This window comes from Thauera sp. 2A1, from assembly GCF_009469595.2.
GTDB lineage: Bacteria > Pseudomonadota > Gammaproteobacteria > Burkholderiales > Rhodocyclaceae > Thauera.
Genome location: NZ_SSXV01000032.1, coordinates 13168 through 29010 on the forward strand (window position 1 = coordinate 13168; position 15843 = coordinate 29010).

Sequence of the window (15843 nt, forward strand, 5' to 3'; positions counted from 1 at the left end):
GGCCATGGTGCTGTCCGAGATCTGCATCAAGCGTCCGGTGTTTGCCACGGTGCTGTCGCTGCTGGTGCTGCTGGTCGGGCTGATGGCGTTCTCGCGCCTGACGGTGCGGGAGTATCCGAACATCGATGAGCCGGTGGTGACGGTGGACACCACCTATACCGGTGCCAGCGCGGAGATCATCGAGTCCCAGGTCACCAAGCCGCTGGAGGACTCGCTCGCCGGCATCGAGGGCGTGGACGTGCTGTCGTCGATCAGCCGCCAGGAGCGCAGCCAGATCACCGTGCGTTTCCGCATCGAGCGCAGTGCCGACAGCGCCGCCGCCGACGTGCGCGACCGTGTGTCGCGCGTGCGCAAGCGCCTGCCCAATGACATCGACGAGCCGGTGATCGCCAAGGTGGAGGCCGACGCCAACCCCATCATCTGGGTGGCGTTCTTCTCCGACCGGCACAGCCCGCTGGAGATCAGCGACTTCGCCAACCGCATCGTCAAGCCGCGCATGCAGACACTGCCGGGGGCGGCCGATGCGCGCCTGTTCGGCGAGCGCCGCTACTCGATGCGGATCTGGCTGGACCGCGACCGCCTCGCCGCCTTCAAGCTCACCGCGCAGGACGTGGAGGACGCGATCCGCCGCCAGAACGTGGAACTGCCCGCCGGCCGCATCGAAAGCGAGAAGCGCGAGTTCGCGGTGGTGGCGCGCACCGACCTGGCCGAGCCGGCGGCGTTCGAGGCGATCGTCGTGCGCAAGCCTGCCACGCCCGACGGCTATCCGGTCCGCATCCGCGACATCGGGCGGGTGGAGGTGGCAGCGCGCGACGAGCGCACCGCCGCACGCTTCATGGGCAAGCCGGCGGTGTCGATCGGGCTCATCAAGCAGTCGACCGCCAATCCGCTCGACGTCAAGCGCGCGCTCGACGACATGATGCCGCGCCTGCAGGCCGAGCTGCCCGAAGGCATGACGATGGCGATCGCCAACGACACCACGGTGTTCATCGACCGCTCGATCTCCGCGGTGTTCTCCACGATCTGGGAGGCGGTGATCCTGGTCGCGGTGGTGTGCCTGTTCTTCCTGCGCAACTGGCGCGCGATGCTGATCCCGCTGGTGACGATCCCGGTGTCGCTGGTGGGCGCGTTCACGCTGATGTTCGCCTTCGGCTTCTCCATCAACACGCTGACGCTGCTGGCGCTGGTGCTGGCGATCGGCCTGGTGGTGGACGACGCGATCGTGGTGCTGGAGAACATCTACCGCCACGTCGAGGAAGGCATGCCGCCGCTCGCCGCGGCGTTCAAGGGCGCGAAGGAGATCGGCTTCGCGGTGGTGGCGATGACGATCACGCTCGCCGCGGTGTATGCGCCGGTCGCCTTCATGACCGGGCGCACCGGCAAGCTGTTTACCGAGTTCGCACTGACGCTGGCGGGCGCGGTGATCGTGTCGGGCTTCGTCGCGCTGACGCTGTCGCCGATGATGTGCTCGAAGCTGCTGCGCCACGAGCCCAGGCATGGCCCGATCTACAACGGTATCGAGCGTTTCCTCACCTGGATGACCGAAGGTTACCGGGCCGTGCTGCAGCGTGCCTTGAATGCGCGCTGGCTGGTGATGCTGGCTTTCGTGGCGGTGGCGGGCAGTGCAGGCGTGCTGCTGGGCCAGCTCAAATCGGAGCTGGCGCCGCTGGAGGACCGCGGTCGGGTGATCGGCATCTTCAGCGGGCCGGAAGGGGCGACGATCGACTATCTCGGGCGCTACGCGAAGGAGATCGAGGACATCTACGCCGCCTTGCCCGAAGTTGATCGCTACCTGGTGATCGCAGGCAACCCGACGGTGTCGCAGGGCATCTCCTTCGTCGGCTTCAAGGACTGGAAGCAACGCAGCCGCAAGGCGAGCGAGATCGCCGCCGAGTTGCAGCCCAGGCTGCGCGCCATCCCGGGCGTGAACGCCTTCCCGGTGCAGCCGGCCTCCTTCGGCCAGAGCCCGCGCTCGCGGCCGGTGAGCTTCGTCATCACCACGTCGGAGTCTTACGACGAGCTCGCGCGTCTCACCGAGCGCATGCTGGACGAGATGCGCCGCAATCCGGGCTTCCTGTCGCCGGACACCGACCTCAAGCTGACCTTGCCCGAACTCGCGGTGGATGTGGATCGCGACCGTGCCGCCGACCTCGGCGTGCCGGTGGACGTGATCGGTCGCACGCTGGAGACCATGCTCGGCGGCCGCCAGGTGACGCGCTACAAGCAGGAGGCCGAGCAGTACGATGTGGTCGTGCAGGTGGCGGCCGACAGCCGAGTCGGCCCGCGCGACATCCGCGACATCTTCGTGCGTTCGAAGAGCGGGCAGATGGTGCCGCTCGCCAGCCTGGTGAAAGTGCATGAGTCGGTCGCGCCACGCGAGCTGAACCACTTCGGCCAGCGCCGCGCGGTGACGATCTCGGCCAACCTGGCGCCGGGCTATGCCATGGGCGAGGCACTGAAATGGATGGAGGACACCTCGGCGCGCATCCTGCCGCCCGGCTACGGGACCGATTACGACGGCCAGTCGCGCGAGTTCAGGACGAGCTCGTCCAGCCTGGCGCTGGCCTTCGTGCTCGCGCTCGCCTTCATCTACCTGGTGCTGGCGGCGCAGTTCGAGAGCTTCCGCGACCCCTTCATCATCATGCTGACCGTGCCGCTGAGCATGGCCGGCGCGCTGCTTGCGCTGTGGCTGACCGGTGGCACGCTCAACGTGTATAGCCAGATCGGCCTCGTGACGCTGGTGGGTCTGATCACCAAGCACGGCATCCTGATCGTGGAGTTCGCCAATCAGTTGCGCGATGGCGGCGGCGCCTTGCGCGATGCAGTGGTCGAAGCGGCCGTGCTGCGGCTGCGCCCCATCCTGATGACGACGGGCGCCATGGTGCTGGGCTCGGTCCCGCTCGCGCTGGCGACCGGTGCCGGTGCCGAGAGTCGGCAGCAGATCGGCTGGGTCATCGTCGGCGGCCTGCTGCTGGGTACGTTCTTTACGTTGTTCGTGGTGCCGACGGTGTATACGCTGCTCGCACGCCGTGAGCGTGAGGCCATCGACGACGCCGAGCCGTCTGCGGCGTCGGCCTGAGCCGGCGGTGGTTCACGCCGCGCCCGCAACAAGCGCAGCACCCTCAACAAAAGCGAAACCCCGCGCTCGGACAGGATCCGGGGGCGGGGCTGGGCTCGTTGCGGCGCCGAGGCCGCACTGCATGCGAAGCTGCTTACGTCGCGACTACCTGCGACTTCTTCAGGATCGCGTACATCTGATCCTTCAGCAGCAGCTTCTCTTTCTTCATCACTTCCACTTCTTCGTGCGTGGCATGCTCGATATGCGATTCGATGTTCTTGATCTGCTGGTCGAGCGCGTTGTGGCGGTCGAACAACTGCAGGAAGTGACGGTCGTTGGTCTTGAGCTGGGTGATCAGGTCGCGGTACTCAGGGAACATAGGCACACTCCGGCGAGGCGGTTAAGGAAGAAACCAGAACCTGAACTTTCGCCACCACTCTACTCCTCGGCTGGATGAGGCGCCAGCCGCCACGGCGAGCATCAGCCGAACAGGTAAGGGAACAAGCGCCTGCGCTCCTCTGCCGTCAGCGCCTCCATGCGCCGGACATTGCGCTCGGGGATGCCATCCACATCGGGGTAGTGCGCGATGACCTTCTCCAGGCTCTCCTCGCGGATGATGTGCAGCAGCGGCCAGGGTGAGCGGTTGGTGAGGTTTCCTGCGTCGTCGGGTTCGGTGTCGGCGAACTGGTAGTGCGGATGGAAACTCGCCACCTGCAGTTCGCCTTCCCAGCCGAACTGCTCCAGCCACAGATCCACCGCGTCGAGGAAGTCGTTGTAGTCGGCGAAGTCTTCGAGCATGTCGGGGATCACCAGCAGGGTGGTTTCCAGCTCGGCGGCCGGCGTGTCGGCGAGGTGCTCGAGTTCGCGCTGCAAGTCGTCGAGCAGCCCTTCAGCGGTCTGCGCATGGCTGACGACGATGCGCACGCGGTTCTCGTTGCGCGGCTTGGCGGCGAACGGGCAGAGATTGAGGCCGATGACGACGTCGTCGAGCCAGGTGCGCACGTCGTCGATGATCTGCTGGTCCATGAGCGGGGTCTTCCTTGCTTGTGAAATCAGTGGTCGAGCAGGCGCTGCGCTGCGTCGCGCACCGCCCCTGGCAGGTCGGTCCGCAGGCAATCGAGTTCCACCAGTCCAGGCCAGGTTTCGCGGAACTGGCGCTGCCACGTCAGCTGGCGCTTGGCGAGCTGGCGGGTGGCGGCGATGCCCTTGAAGCGCAGCGTGTCGCTGTCGATGTGGCCGTCGAGGAATTCCCAGGCCTGCCGGTAGCCCACGCAGCGCATCGACGGCATGCCCGGCTCGAGCCGGTATTTCGCACGGAGCGTGCGCAACTCGTCGGCGAGGCCAGCGGCGAGCATGGCGTCGAAGCGCTGCGCGATGCGCTCGTGCAGCACGCTGCGATCGGACGGCGCCAGCGCGATCGGCAGCAGCCGGCACGGCAGCGTGTCGTCTTCCTTCCTGGCGTAGCCTTCGGCGAGCGGCCGGCCGGTGACGCGCACGATCTCCAGGGCGCGCTGGATGCGCTGCGCGTCGGTCGGTTCCAGGCGCGCGGCCGCGGCCGGGTCGAGCGCGCCCAGTTCGGCATGCAGCGCCGGCCAGCCGCGCGCGGCAGCGTCTTCGTCGATGGCGCGGCGCAGGTCGGCGTCGGCTGCGGGCAGATCGGACAAGCCGTCGCGCAAGGCCTTGAAATACAGCATGGTGCCGCCCGCCAGCAACGGGATACGGCCGCGCGCATTGATCTCGCCCATCAGCCGGATGGCGTCGGTGCGGAAGCGCGCGGCGGAATAGGCTTCTTCCGGCGAGACGATGTCGATCAGGTGATGCGGGCAGCTTGCCAGCTCCTCCGCGCTGGGCTTCGCCGTGCCGATGTCCATGTCGCGATACACCAGCGCCGAATCGACGCTGACGATCTCCACCGGCAGCTCGCGCGCCAGGGCCAGCGCACACGCGGTCTTGCCGCTCGCCGTGGGGCCGAGCAGCAGCAGGGCGGGCGGCAAGCCGATATCGTCGTCGCAGGAAGCGGGCGCGGAAGCGGGCACGGAAGCGGGCGGTGCGTGGCAGAGGGGCTGGCGAGGTCGGCATTATCCGCCGGCGCAGCGCCGGTGCGCAAAGGCCGGCGCGCGGCCGCTTGCCCGCGGGCGTCCACTCCTGTCGTGCGACAATTTCCCGGAATATGCAAAAAAAATTTATGCTGTTCGTCTTCCAGACCGAGGCTGATGAACATGTTCCATCGCATCCCCGTGCTTGCGCTGCGCCTGCTCGCTGCCGCGCTGCTTTCGGCGCTACCCTTCGGCGCCAGTTCGACCACGTCCGTCGGCGGCACGCCCGCCCCGCACGATGTGGCAGCGGACGCCGCGCCGGCGCTCATGCTGGCGCAGCGCTGGGACGACGCGCTTGATCCTGCCCGGTACTGGGTCAGCGAGAAGCTTGACGGCGTGCGAGCGCACTGGGACGGCAGGCGGCTGCGATTCCGTAGCGGGTTGCCGATTCCAGCCCCGTCCTGGTTCGTCGCGGCCTTGCCTGCGCGGCCCCTCGACGGCGAGCTGTGGCTGGGCCGCGGGCAATTCGAGGCTCTGTCCGGCATCGTGCGCCGCGACGCACCCGATGATGCGCAGTGGCGCAAGGTGCGCTACATGATCTTCGACCTGCCGGGGGATGCCGGTACCTTCACCGAGCGCGTGCAGCGCATTGATGCCCTCATTGCCGAGGAGCGGAAGCACGCGCCCTGGCTGCAGGCCGTAGCGCAGTTTCGCGTACACGATCGCACCGAATTGGCCCGGCGCATGGCCGCAACCGTCGCAGCGGGCGGTGAGGGTCTGATGCTGCACCGCGCCGACGCGGCCTGGTCGCCCGGTCGTAGCGAAGCGCTGCGCAAGCTCACACCCTGGCTCGATGCCGAGGCGCGCGTCGTTGCGCATGTGCCCGGCAAGGGAAGGCTTGCCGGCAGCGTTGGCGCGCTGCTGGTTGAATCGCTCGATGGCCGGCGCTTTCGCATCGGTTCCGGGCTCAGCGATGCGGCACGGCGCAACCCGCCACAGATCGGTGCCATGGTCACCTACCGCTATCGTGAACTGACGGGGCAGGGGCTGCCGCGCTTTCCGCGCTTCCTTCGCGAGCGCGTGCTGCCTTGAAGTGCAAGCCTCATGCCACGCTGTGACGTCCTGCACAAAATTGAGGCGCTGACCGGCCCGCCTTTCGGATCATCCACTTGCCACTGTTTTCCACAGCTTTTCCCGGTGGGTGTTCACGTCGGTTGGGGAAAACGCGAAACCATCCACATCCCGGCGGCAAGGTATGACGGCGTGACGGGCGAGCGGCCTGGCTTGTGATGCCGCAAAGGGTGAGCTGCACGCCGCACATCCCCAGCGGCTGCGCAAAAAACGGGCAGTCGTTGTGAATACGTTACGCATCAGCACCTTGCGGAGCCTGCTCAAGCGCTACTCCCAAGCTTATCCACAGGGTCCGTGGATAAATGCAGGCAATGGCGCGAGCAGTTTGGGAGATGTTGATTCTATGGAGGAAGTCCCTTGAGGCAGTGGACTTTTCCGGTCAGAGGAGTAATCTGAAATCGAAGCCTGACGGATGCTTGGTCGGGCCTCCCAGCAACAACCCAACTGGAGGCTGAATGGTTGAAAGTCCGCCGCAGTTCGAAGAGATGACCGCGTAGTACCCGAACGGCAAACTGCCGATTGCCTTGGCCTGAAGTGCCAGGGTCAAAGATTCGCGAAGCCCATGTCCAGCCAACATGGGCTTCTTGCTTTGGTGCTTGCGTCATCGCGAGCGCATGGGTGCGGACCGCGCCCGCCAATCGCCGGCCGCGCTGCCCGATTTGGAGGCAGCGCCCGATTCGCCTTTCGAGTGAATGACTTGCGGCACTTGTGCACAGCTTATCCCGGGCTTCATTCACGGCGCCTGGGGAAAACGAGCCGCCCGCGGCACGACGGGTGCGGGGCGGGATGCGGCGGTATGATCATCGGGTCCGAACGCACGCGTGGAGCGTGACATGCAGTGGATGAGGCGCCTTCCGCTATCGAGACGGGCACTGCCAGCGCTGGTGGCCTGTGGGCTGGCCTGTTGCGCGCCCGCGTGGACGTTGGCCGGCGACGCGATCTATCGCTGGGTGGACCGCGACGGGCGCGTGAATTACGGCGGCCAGCCGCCGCCTGGCGTCAAGGCGGAAATGCTGGAGCGTGGTGGCGTCACGGTGGTGCCGGCGGTGCCTGCTCGCCCTGCCGAGGCGGCCGACACCACGCGTCGCATCGAGCGGCTGGAGTCGGCGCTGGAGCAGGAAAAGCGTTTGCGCCGGGAGGCCGAGGAGCGAGTGGAGGACGAGCGCGAGGCGCAGGAGCAGGCGCTCCGTGCGCGCGAGAAGGCGCGGGCGGAGTGCGAGGTGCGGTTTCGCGAGCCCTGCGACGACGAAGGGAACCCCCGTAGTACCGGGTACATCGTTGTTCCGCCGCGCACCTTCCACCCTCATCGTCCGCCGCGCGATGGGCATTCTCCACGCCACAATGGCGACGGCTACCGTGCGGCCGAGCGCCCGCCACGCCCGGGGCAGACCGCGCCGGCTTTGGGCGGGATGCCCAAGCCGGTGCTGCCGATCAATCCGGATCGATCTTTGCAGGCACCGCGCCAGCTCGAGCGCCGACTGCCCGCACGCCAGGCGGATGATTGACCCGGCCGCAAGCTCGGCCCATGTGGTGAAAACGCCGGGAAATCACGGCCGGGTCCGCTCTCATGCGGGGTGGAGCCGGCGCAGGCGGGCGGGACCTAACCTACTGTCCGCGCATGAAGAAGCGGTCAAGGTCGGCCATGGTGAGTTGGGTCCAGGTCGGGCGGCCGTGGTTGCACTGGTCGGCGCGCTCGGTGGCTTCCATGTCGCGCAGCAGCGCGTTCATCTCGGGAATGGTCAACTGGCGGTTGGCGCGCACTGCGCCGTGGCAGGCCATCGTCGCCAGCAGCTCGTTGCGGCGGGTGGTGACGACCTCCGAGGCGGGGAATTCGCGCAGCTCCTCCAGCAGCTTGCGCATCAGTTCGGCGACGGGGGCGTTGGCGAGCAGCGCCGGCACGCTGCGCACCGCCAGTTCCTGCGGGCCTGCGGCCGACACTTCGAAGCCCATGCCGGCCAGCACGTCGGCGCAGTCCTCGGCGGCGGCCATGTCCCTGGCGCTGACCGAAAACACGGCCGGAATCAGCAGCCGCTGCACCGAGGGCCGGCCGTCGAGCACGGTCTTCAGCTTCTCGTACAGGATGCGTTCGTGCGCGGCATGCATGTCCACCAGGATCAGGCCGGCGGCGTTCTGCGCCAGGATGTAGATGCCGTGCAGTTGCGCCAGCGCATAGCCCAGCGGCGGCGCGATGTCGCCGGCTGGCAGCGAGGTCGCCGACAGGGGGGCGGCGGAGCCAGCCATCGGCGTCACGCCGGTGGCCGCGCTGCGTGCGCCGGCGGCAAAGTCGAAGTACGAACGGCTGGCCGACTCCATGGCGAGGCGGCCTTGTTGTGGTGCGGGTGCGGGCCAGGGCCTCGAATTGCCGGCTGGCTGGAATGTCGCGGGGGCGAAATCGGCCGCTGCGCCGCCCGTTGCCGCCCCGCCGAGGCTGGGGGCCGGCGAGGCGCTGGCGAATGCGGCGCCTGCGATGCCGCCCGTGGCCGATGCGAAATGGGACGATGCGGAATGGTCGCCAGCCTGTGCCGCACCCGATTCGGCCAGCACCCGCTTCAGCGCGTGATACACGAACTGATGCACCGCGCGGGATTCCCGAAAGCGAACCTCGATCTTGGCGGGATGCACGTTGACATCGACGCCTGCCGGGTCGAGCTCCAGGAACAGCACATAGGCTGGATGGCGACTTCCATGCAGGATGTCGGCGTAGGCCTCACGCACCGCGTGGGCGAGCAGCTTGTCGCGCACGAAGCGACCGTTGACGAAGAAATACTGAGCGTCGCGGCTGGCGCGCGAATACGCCGGCAGCGAGGCGAAACCGGTGAGGCGCAGGATGCCGCCCTCGGCCTGCACTTCGCGCGCATGCAGCAGGAAGTCGTCGCCCATCAGCGCGCCGATGCGCGCGAAAGGCGCCCCCGGTGGCAGGCGATGAACCACGCGACCGTTGTGCGACAACTGCATGCAGACGTCGGGGCGTGCGAGCGCGACACGACGGAACACCTCGTCGCAATGGGCGTACTCGGTGCCTTCGGACTTCAGGAACTTGCGCCGCGCCGGGGTGTTGTAATAGAGATCGGCGACGTCGACCACCGTGCCCTGGTTCAGCGCTGCGGGTTCTGTCTGGCGGTCGTTGCCGTCGATGCGCCAGGCGTGCGCCTCGCCTTCTCCGCGGCTGGTGATGGTGGTGCGCGCCACCGCCGCGATCGCCGCCAGCGCCTCGCCGCGAAAGCCCATCGTGCCCACCCGCTCGAGGTCGTCGAGGCTGGCGATCTTGCTGGTGGCGTGACGCTCCAGCGCCAGCGCGAGATCCTCGCGGCCGATGCCGCAGCCGTCGTCGGCCACGCGGATTCGGCGCACGCCGCCCTGCTCGAGCTGCACCTCGATGGCGCGCGCGCCGGCATCGACGGCGTTTTCCAGCACCTCCTTCAGCACCGAGGCCGGCCGCTCGACCACCTCGCCGGCGGCAATCTGGTTGATGAGCAGGTCTGACAGGCGTTGGATGACGGTCATCGAGGCGGCGTTCCGGTTACAGGCGGTCGATTATACGGGCGCCGCCCGGGCAGACCGCCCGCCTCGCCTCCGGTATCATGGTTGTGAGACCGCGCAGAGGACGCCAGCCGATGGCACGTTCAGCAGGCAGGGGATGCGTTCCGGGCGCCCGCCGCGTCGTGCTGTGGATGCTGGCCGGCGCGATGCTCGCCTGTTCCTCGCCTGGCTCGGCGCCAAAGGCGGGCAAGCTGTCGAGCTATGCGCCACAGCATCTGCTCAAGAGCGATTTCAATCGTGTCGCGGAAGCGCACCAGCAGCAGATCTTCGCCAGCCTGAGACGGCTGGCGGTGAAGCTGTACAAGCGCAATCCGCGCGAATGGCGCAAGTCGGGCGCGGACAGCATCGATGCCGCGGTGGCGCGCATCTTCGATGCGCCGCATCACTGGCGCTTCGCGTCGCTGGGCAACCGGCGCGACCTCGATGCCCTGCGCGTGGCGCTGCACCCGGAGTTTCGCGGCGACCGTGTGCAGGCTTTCGTCGTCGGGCTGGGCAGCATGGTGCAGACGGCCTTCGGTGATCGGGACGAATTCTTCATGCTGGATGCTCTCGACGCGCAGCGCCTCTACAATGCGGCCCGCAATGTCGAGATCGCGGCGTGGAAGCTCGCGGCGGCGCGTGACGAGCGGGGCGAGTTGCTGCTGCTGTCCAATCAGCCGGGCGACGCCGTTCATCCGGGGGCCAACCTGAGCTTCGAGCGCGAGTTCGGGCGCGTCATCGGTTCGCTGGACACTCTCACCGACATCGTCGAGGAGCAGACGGAACGCACCGTCACCCGCGTGGTCCAGAACCTGGCGACAGCCGTATTCCTGCCGATACCCTGATCCGGTCGGCAAACCTTTTCCAACCCGTATTCAATGAAGTCCATCGTCATCCTCATTTCCGGTCGTGGCAGCAACATGGAAGCCATCGTGCGCGCGGCGATCCCTGGAGTGCGCGTCGCCGCGGTCGTCAGCAACCGGCCCGACGCGTCCGGCCTGGCCTTCGCCGCCGAGCACGGCATTGCCTGCGCGGTGGTCGACCACCAGCGATTCGCGGACCGTGCCGCGTTCGATGCGGCTCTGGCCGAAACCATCGACGCCTACCAGCCTGACCTCGTCGTGCTCGCCGGTTTCATGCGTGTGCTCACCGACGACTTCGTGCGTCGCTATGCCGGCCGCCTGATCAACATCCACCCGTCGCTGCTGCCCGCTTTCCCGGGGCTGCACACGCATCGGCGGGCGCTGGAGGCGGGCGTGCGGGTGCACGGCGCCACGGTGCATTTCGTGACGCCGACGCTGGATTGCGGCCCCATCGTCGTGCAGGCGGTCGTGCCGGTTCATCCGCAGGATGACGAAAGGACGCTGGCCGCGCGCGTGCTGGCGCAGGAGCACCGCATCTACCCGCAGGTGGTGCGCTGGTTCGCCGAAGGCCGCCTGAGCGTGGACGCGAATGGCCGGGTCAGGCTGCGCGACGAGCGGCCGGACGAATCCGCGTGGACGGTTCCGGCCCTCGAATGCTGAGCGACGACGAGCGATGATGCGACGCACTGCAATTGCCGCGCTGGGGATCTCCGTGCTGCTGCACGGCGTGGCGCTGGTTGGCGGCGACTTCGCCTTCGCCCCGCGCGTCGAGCCCGAGCTGCCGCCGGTGATGCAGGCGCGCCTGATCGAGCCGCCGCCCGTCGTGAGGCCACCTGCGCCAGCCCCTGAAGTGCGCCCGCAGGAGGCGCTGCGCGCGCCGCCTGCGCCGCGACCCAGGCCGATCGCAAAACCGCGTCCGCCCGCCGCACCTGCGCCGGTGGCCATGGTGGCACCGTCGGACACGAAGACCGACGCCACGCCCGATGCGCCCGCACTGCCGCCGATGACCGCCACGGCCGAGGAGGCGGTCGCGCCGGCTGCGCCGATGCAGGTTGCGGAGAAGGGCGTGCAGGCCGACGCTGTCGACAGCGAAGGCTGGCCGGATCGCGGCAGCATCGTGTTCCGCGTCTTCATGGGTGACAAGGGCTTCGAAGTTGGCCAGGCGCAGCACCACTGGTCGCACGACGAACACCACTACCGCATGGAAACCCTGCTGCAGACCACTGGTCTGATCGGCCTGATGCGCAGCCTGCACTATGTGCAGCGCAGCGAGGGCGAGCTTGGCCCGCAGGGCCTCAAGCCCTTGCGTTTCAGCGTGGAGCAGGGCGGCAAGAAGCCGGAAAGCGCCGAGTTCGACTGGGCCGCGGGCCGTGTCAGCATCCGCCGCGACGGGCGCGAGCGGCGCTCGGCCGAAGTCCGCCCGGGCGACCAGGACGTGCTGAGCCTGTGGCACCAGATCGGCATCGTCGGCGCGGCGGGCCTGCCGAAGACCATCATGGTGGTCAGCAACAAGGCCGCCAAGCCGGCCCAACTCGAGGTGGTGGGTGCCGAGAACGCGAAATTGCCGATCGGCCGGCTCGACACCCTGCGCCTGCGCGCCAGGGCCACCGATGGCAGCCTCACGATCGACATCTGGCTGGCGAAGAACTACGGCATGTTGCCGGTGCGCATCCGGCTGGTCGATGACGAGGGTGAATCGCTCGACCAGCAGGCGATCCAGTTGCGGCTGGCACCGCCGGCTGACGAAGCGGCGGTCGCGGGCCACGCGGTGGCCGCCGCGGCGGGTGAGCCCGAGATGATCGAACTCAAGGAAGAACCCCAGCAGCCTCCCGGGCTGCAGCAAGACCTTTACCGGAACTGATTCAACGATATGGAAAGACACAACAAGGGCGAGCGCCCCGCGACGAAACCGCACGGCGGCGCGGCCAAATCCGACAAGGCAGCCGCCAGCAAGGCCGAAGGCGCGGTGTCGCGCGTGCTCTTCATCCAGGCGACGCAGGCGCTGGGCGCGGTGCTGAGCTTCGAGCATCCGGCCGATGCGGTGCTGTCGCGGCATTTTCGCGACAATCGAGAACTCGGCCACCGCGACCGCGCCTTCATCGCCGAGACCGTCTACGGCGTGCTGCGCCGCCTGCGCTGGCTGCGCCGCCTGGCCGGCGACCGCGCGACGCCGCGCGAGCTGCTGCTGGCCTGGTGCGCGCGCGGCGAAGGCTGGCCGATGCGAGCCTTCGAAGGCCTGGCCTCGGCGACCGAACGCGACTGGCTGGCCGGCATCAAGGCGGCCGAGCTGGAGGAGGGCGCGCTGGCCGAGCGCGCCGACCTGCCCGACTGGCTGGTCGAGCGCCTGCTGGCCACGCATGACGAGGTCACGCTGCTGGCGCTGGCGCACAGTCTGAACCGGCCGGCGCCGCTCGATCTGCGGGTGAATGTGCTGAAGGCCGACCGTGACGCGGTGCTGGCGCGCTTGCGCGAGGACGGCATCGGCGCGGAGGCGGGCGCGCTGTCGCCGCAGGCCATCCGCCTGGCCGGCAAACCGGCCTTGCAGAAGCACCCGCTGTTCCTGGACGGCAGCTTCGAGGTGCAGGACGCGGGCAGCCAGTTGCTCGGCCTGCTGGTGCAACCGAAGCGCGGTGAACTGGTCGTCGATTTCTGCGCCGGCGCTGGCGGCAAGACCCTGCAACTGGGGGCGATGATGCGCTCCACCGGGCGCCTGTACGCCTTTGACGTGTCGGACAAGCGCCTCGCCAAGCTCAAGCCACGCATGGCGCGTGCCGGGCTGAGCAACGTGCATCCGGTGCTGATCGCGCACGAGAACGACGCCAAGGTGAAGCGCCTCGCCGGCAAGGCCGACCGCGTGCTGGTGGATGCGCCGTGCAGCGGGCTTGGCACGCTGCGTCGCAATCCGGACCTGAAGTGGCGCCAGAGCGCGGCGGCGGTCGACGAGATGGTGGCCAAGCAGGGCGCAATCCTCGCCGCTGCGGCCCGGCTGGTGCGTCCCGGCGGCCGCCTGGTGTATGCGACCTGCAGCCTGCTGGCGGAAGAGAACGACGGCGTGGTCGATGCCTTCATCGCCGCACATCCCGAATTCCGGCCGCTGTCTGCGCAGGCCGTGCTCGAGAAGCAGGGCGTGCCACTGCAGACGGGCGAGCGCCTGCGCTTGTCGCCCGCCACGCACGACACCGACGGCTTCTTCGCCGCGGTGCTGGAGCGCGTCGGCGATGCCTGATCGACGAAGATTCGCGGCGGGCGCAGCGTGCCTGCTTGCGCTCGCTGCGGCGACATCTGCGCTCGCCGGCCAGCGCTTCGAGGCGCGTGGTGAAGTGGAAGTGGCGTTCACGCCGCAAAACGATGCGGAAGGGCTCCTCATCGACGTGATCCGCGACGCGCGGCACAGTCTCCTCGTCCAGGCCTACGCCTTCACCAGCCGCAACATCGCCGACGCCATGGTGGCGGCGAAGCGGCGCGGCGTGCGGGTCGAGGTGCTGGCCGACGCAGCGATGAACCGCCGCGCCAGGGGCAACGCGCTGCCGCGGCTGCTCGAGGCCGGCATCCCGGTGGCGCTGGAAACCGACTACAACGCGGCGCACAACAAGGTGCTGATCGCCGATGCCGACGGCCCCGGCTGCACCGTGGTCACCGGTTCTTACAACTTCACCTGGTCGGCGCAGAACCGCAACGCCGAGAATCTGCTCGTGCTGCGCCGGCACTGCGCGCTGGCCGACGCCTACCGTGACAACTGGCAGCGTCATCGCGCAGCCGCCACCCCGATCAACCAGCTACCCTGGAGCCCATGACGATGGCAGGACCCGTGCAGCCGATCCCCGCAACCGCCGAAGCCGTGACGACCGAATTCGCCTCGCTGTTGAGAAACATCTGGGACGATCTCCACGACCCCTTCGTGCTGTGGCAGGTGGGCGCGCTGCTGGCCTGTCTGCTGGGCGGCTGGCTGATACAGCGCCTGGTGCGGCAACGGACCGGCGGCGCTGTCCTCGAGGACATGAACGCCGCGCTGCGTTTCGGCCGCAGTGGCCTGCGCCGGGTGGTGTTCCCGCTGTCGGCCCTGATCCTCGTGCTCGTCACGCGCGCGGTGCTGGCGCAGTACCACAAGGTGCACCTGCTCGATCTCGCCGTGCCCCTGCTGTCGTCGATGGCCGTGATCCGTATCGTCGTGTATACGGTGCGCCAGGCAGTGGGCGGTGCCTCGAGTTGGCTCGGCGGATTCGAGAAGAGCTTCGCGGCGCTGGCCTGGTCGGTGGTTGCGCTGCACATCCTGGGCTGGCTGCCCCGTGTGATCGATGCGCTGGAGACGGTGTCCTTCTCCATGGGCACGCAGAAGCTGACGCTGTGGATGCTGGTGCAGGGGTTGGCGATGGTGCTGCTGACGGTGCTCGTCGCCCTTTGGGTGGCCGGCTTGCTGGAGCGCCGCATCGTCACGGCGAGCGGGCTGGATGCCAACATGCGCACCGTGCTCACCCGCATCACCAAGGCCTTGCTGATCGTCGTCGCGGTGCTGGTGGCGCTGCCGATGGTGGGCATCGACCTGACCACCCTGTCGGTGTTCGGCGGCGCGCTGGGGGTGGGCCTCGGTTTCGGCCTGCAGAAGATCGCCGCCAACTACGTGTCGGGCTTCATCATCCTGCTCGACCGTTCCATCCGCATCGGCAACCTGATCACCGTCGGCAACGATCGCGGCGTGGTGCGCGAGATCACCACCCGCTACACGGTGGTGAAGGCCGGCAACGGCATCGAATCCATCATCCCGAACGAGACGCTGGTCGGGTCGGTGGTGCAGAACGAGACCTTCAGCGACACCAAGGTCTCGTTGCCGATCTCCATTCAGGTCGGTTACGAGGTCGACGTGGAACGTGCGCTGGCGATCCTGGTCGAAGTTGCTGGTGCGCATCCGCGCGTGCTTCCCGAACCATCGCCCAAGGGCTTTCTCGCCGGCTTCGGCGAGAGCGGGATCGACCTGCGCTTGCTGTGCTGGATCGCAGACCCCGAGGAGGGCACGCTGGGCATCACCTCCGCGATCAACCTGGAGTTGTGGCGGCGCTTCAAGCGCGAGGGCATCAGCATTCCCTTCCCGCAGCGGGAAGTGCGTGTCGTGGGCGCCGTGGTGATGAACCGCGGGGACGATCAGGATGCGCCCACAAGCGGAGCCCCGACCGGGCTCGCGCAAGCCGGCACGGCGGCGTAGGCGTCGCGTCACCAGGGCTTCAAGATCATGAATCAAAAG

Annotated in this window: 13 protein-coding genes; 9 read left to right on the plus strand and 4 right to left on the minus strand. The window is 68.1% G+C overall.

Going from position 1 to position 15843, the window contains the following annotated elements:
* Window positions 1-4: 4 nt before the first annotated feature.
* Window positions 5-3079 carry an efflux RND transporter permease subunit gene (locus tag GH664_RS20690; RefSeq protein ID WP_153170014.1) on the plus strand — a complete coding sequence of 1025 codons (3075 nt, stop codon included), beginning with the start codon at window positions 5-7 and terminating at the stop codon, window positions 3077-3079.
* A gap of 133 nt (window positions 3080-3212) precedes the next feature.
* Here the strand turns inward: GH664_RS20690 and GH664_RS20695 are convergent, their stop codons facing one another.
* The 3 genes from GH664_RS20695 to miaA form a co-directional block, all read right to left on the minus strand.
* On the minus strand, window positions 3213-3437 hold the full coding sequence (locus tag GH664_RS20695; RefSeq protein ID WP_153170015.1) for a YdcH family protein: 225 nt from the start codon (window positions 3435-3437) through the stop codon (window positions 3213-3215).
* Between the two features lie 101 nt (window positions 3438-3538).
* The gene (locus GH664_RS20700) at window positions 3539-4084 is read right to left on the minus strand and encodes a DUF1415 domain-containing protein (protein ID WP_153170016.1); all 546 of its coding nucleotides are present in this window, start codon (window positions 4082-4084) and stop codon (window positions 3539-3541) included.
* A 26-nt stretch (window positions 4085-4110) separates the two neighbouring features.
* Window positions 4111-5058 (minus strand): tRNA (adenosine(37)-N6)-dimethylallyltransferase MiaA, encoded by a 948-nt coding sequence (gene miaA / locus GH664_RS20705; protein WP_153170044.1) that lies wholly within the window; start codon window positions 5056-5058, stop codon window positions 4111-4113.
* Window positions 5059-5277: 219 nt separating this feature from the next.
* Between miaA and GH664_RS20710 the strand changes: the two genes are divergently transcribed.
* Both GH664_RS20710 and GH664_RS20715 read left to right on the plus strand, forming a co-directional pair.
* Window positions 5278-6186, plus strand: coding sequence for a DNA ligase (locus GH664_RS20710; RefSeq protein ID WP_153170017.1), 909 nt, complete (start codon window positions 5278-5280; stop codon window positions 6184-6186).
* 872 nt (window positions 6187-7058) lie between these two features.
* A complete protein-coding gene (locus tag GH664_RS20715) occupies window positions 7059-7730 on the plus strand; it encodes a DUF4124 domain-containing protein (RefSeq protein WP_153170018.1) in 672 nt (223 codons plus the stop codon).
* Between the two features lie 100 nt (window positions 7731-7830).
* Here the strand turns inward: GH664_RS20715 and mutL are convergent, their stop codons facing one another.
* On the minus strand, window positions 7831-9729 hold the full coding sequence (gene mutL / locus GH664_RS20720; protein WP_153170019.1) for a DNA mismatch repair endonuclease MutL: 1899 nt from the start codon (window positions 9727-9729) through the stop codon (window positions 7831-7833).
* A 110-nt stretch (window positions 9730-9839) separates the two neighbouring features.
* Between mutL and GH664_RS20725 the strand changes: the two genes are divergently transcribed.
* The 6 genes from GH664_RS20725 to GH664_RS20750 are packed head-to-tail and all read left to right on the plus strand — an operon-like array spanning window position 9840 to window position 15804.
* A complete protein-coding gene (locus GH664_RS20725) occupies window positions 9840-10589 on the plus strand; it encodes a hypothetical protein (RefSeq protein ID WP_228111647.1) in 750 nt (249 codons plus the stop codon).
* A gap of 33 nt (window positions 10590-10622) precedes the next feature.
* Window positions 10623-11267, plus strand: coding sequence for a phosphoribosylglycinamide formyltransferase (gene purN, locus GH664_RS20730; RefSeq protein WP_153170020.1), 645 nt, complete (start codon window positions 10623-10625; stop codon window positions 11265-11267).
* Window positions 11268-11280: 13 nt separating this feature from the next.
* Window positions 11281-12468: a DUF3108 domain-containing protein gene (locus GH664_RS20735; RefSeq protein ID WP_153170021.1), complete on the plus strand. Its 1188-nt coding sequence runs from the start codon at window positions 11281-11283 to the stop codon at window positions 12466-12468.
* Window positions 12469-12477: 9 nt separating this feature from the next.
* Window positions 12478-13833 carry an RsmB/NOP family class I SAM-dependent RNA methyltransferase gene (locus GH664_RS20740; RefSeq protein WP_153170022.1) on the plus strand — a complete coding sequence of 452 codons (1356 nt, stop codon included), beginning with the start codon at window positions 12478-12480 and terminating at the stop codon, window positions 13831-13833.
* Window positions 13826-14401 (plus strand): phospholipase D family protein, encoded by a 576-nt coding sequence (locus GH664_RS20745; protein WP_153170023.1) that lies wholly within the window; start codon window positions 13826-13828, stop codon window positions 14399-14401. The genes GH664_RS20740 and GH664_RS20745 overlap by 8 nt, the downstream gene beginning before the upstream one ends.
* Before the next feature lie 2 nt (window positions 14402-14403).
* Window positions 14404-15804: a mechanosensitive ion channel family protein gene (locus tag GH664_RS20750; protein ID WP_153170024.1), complete on the plus strand. Its 1401-nt coding sequence runs from the start codon at window positions 14404-14406 to the stop codon at window positions 15802-15804.
* The last annotated feature ends 39 nt before the right edge of the window (window positions 15805-15843 follow it).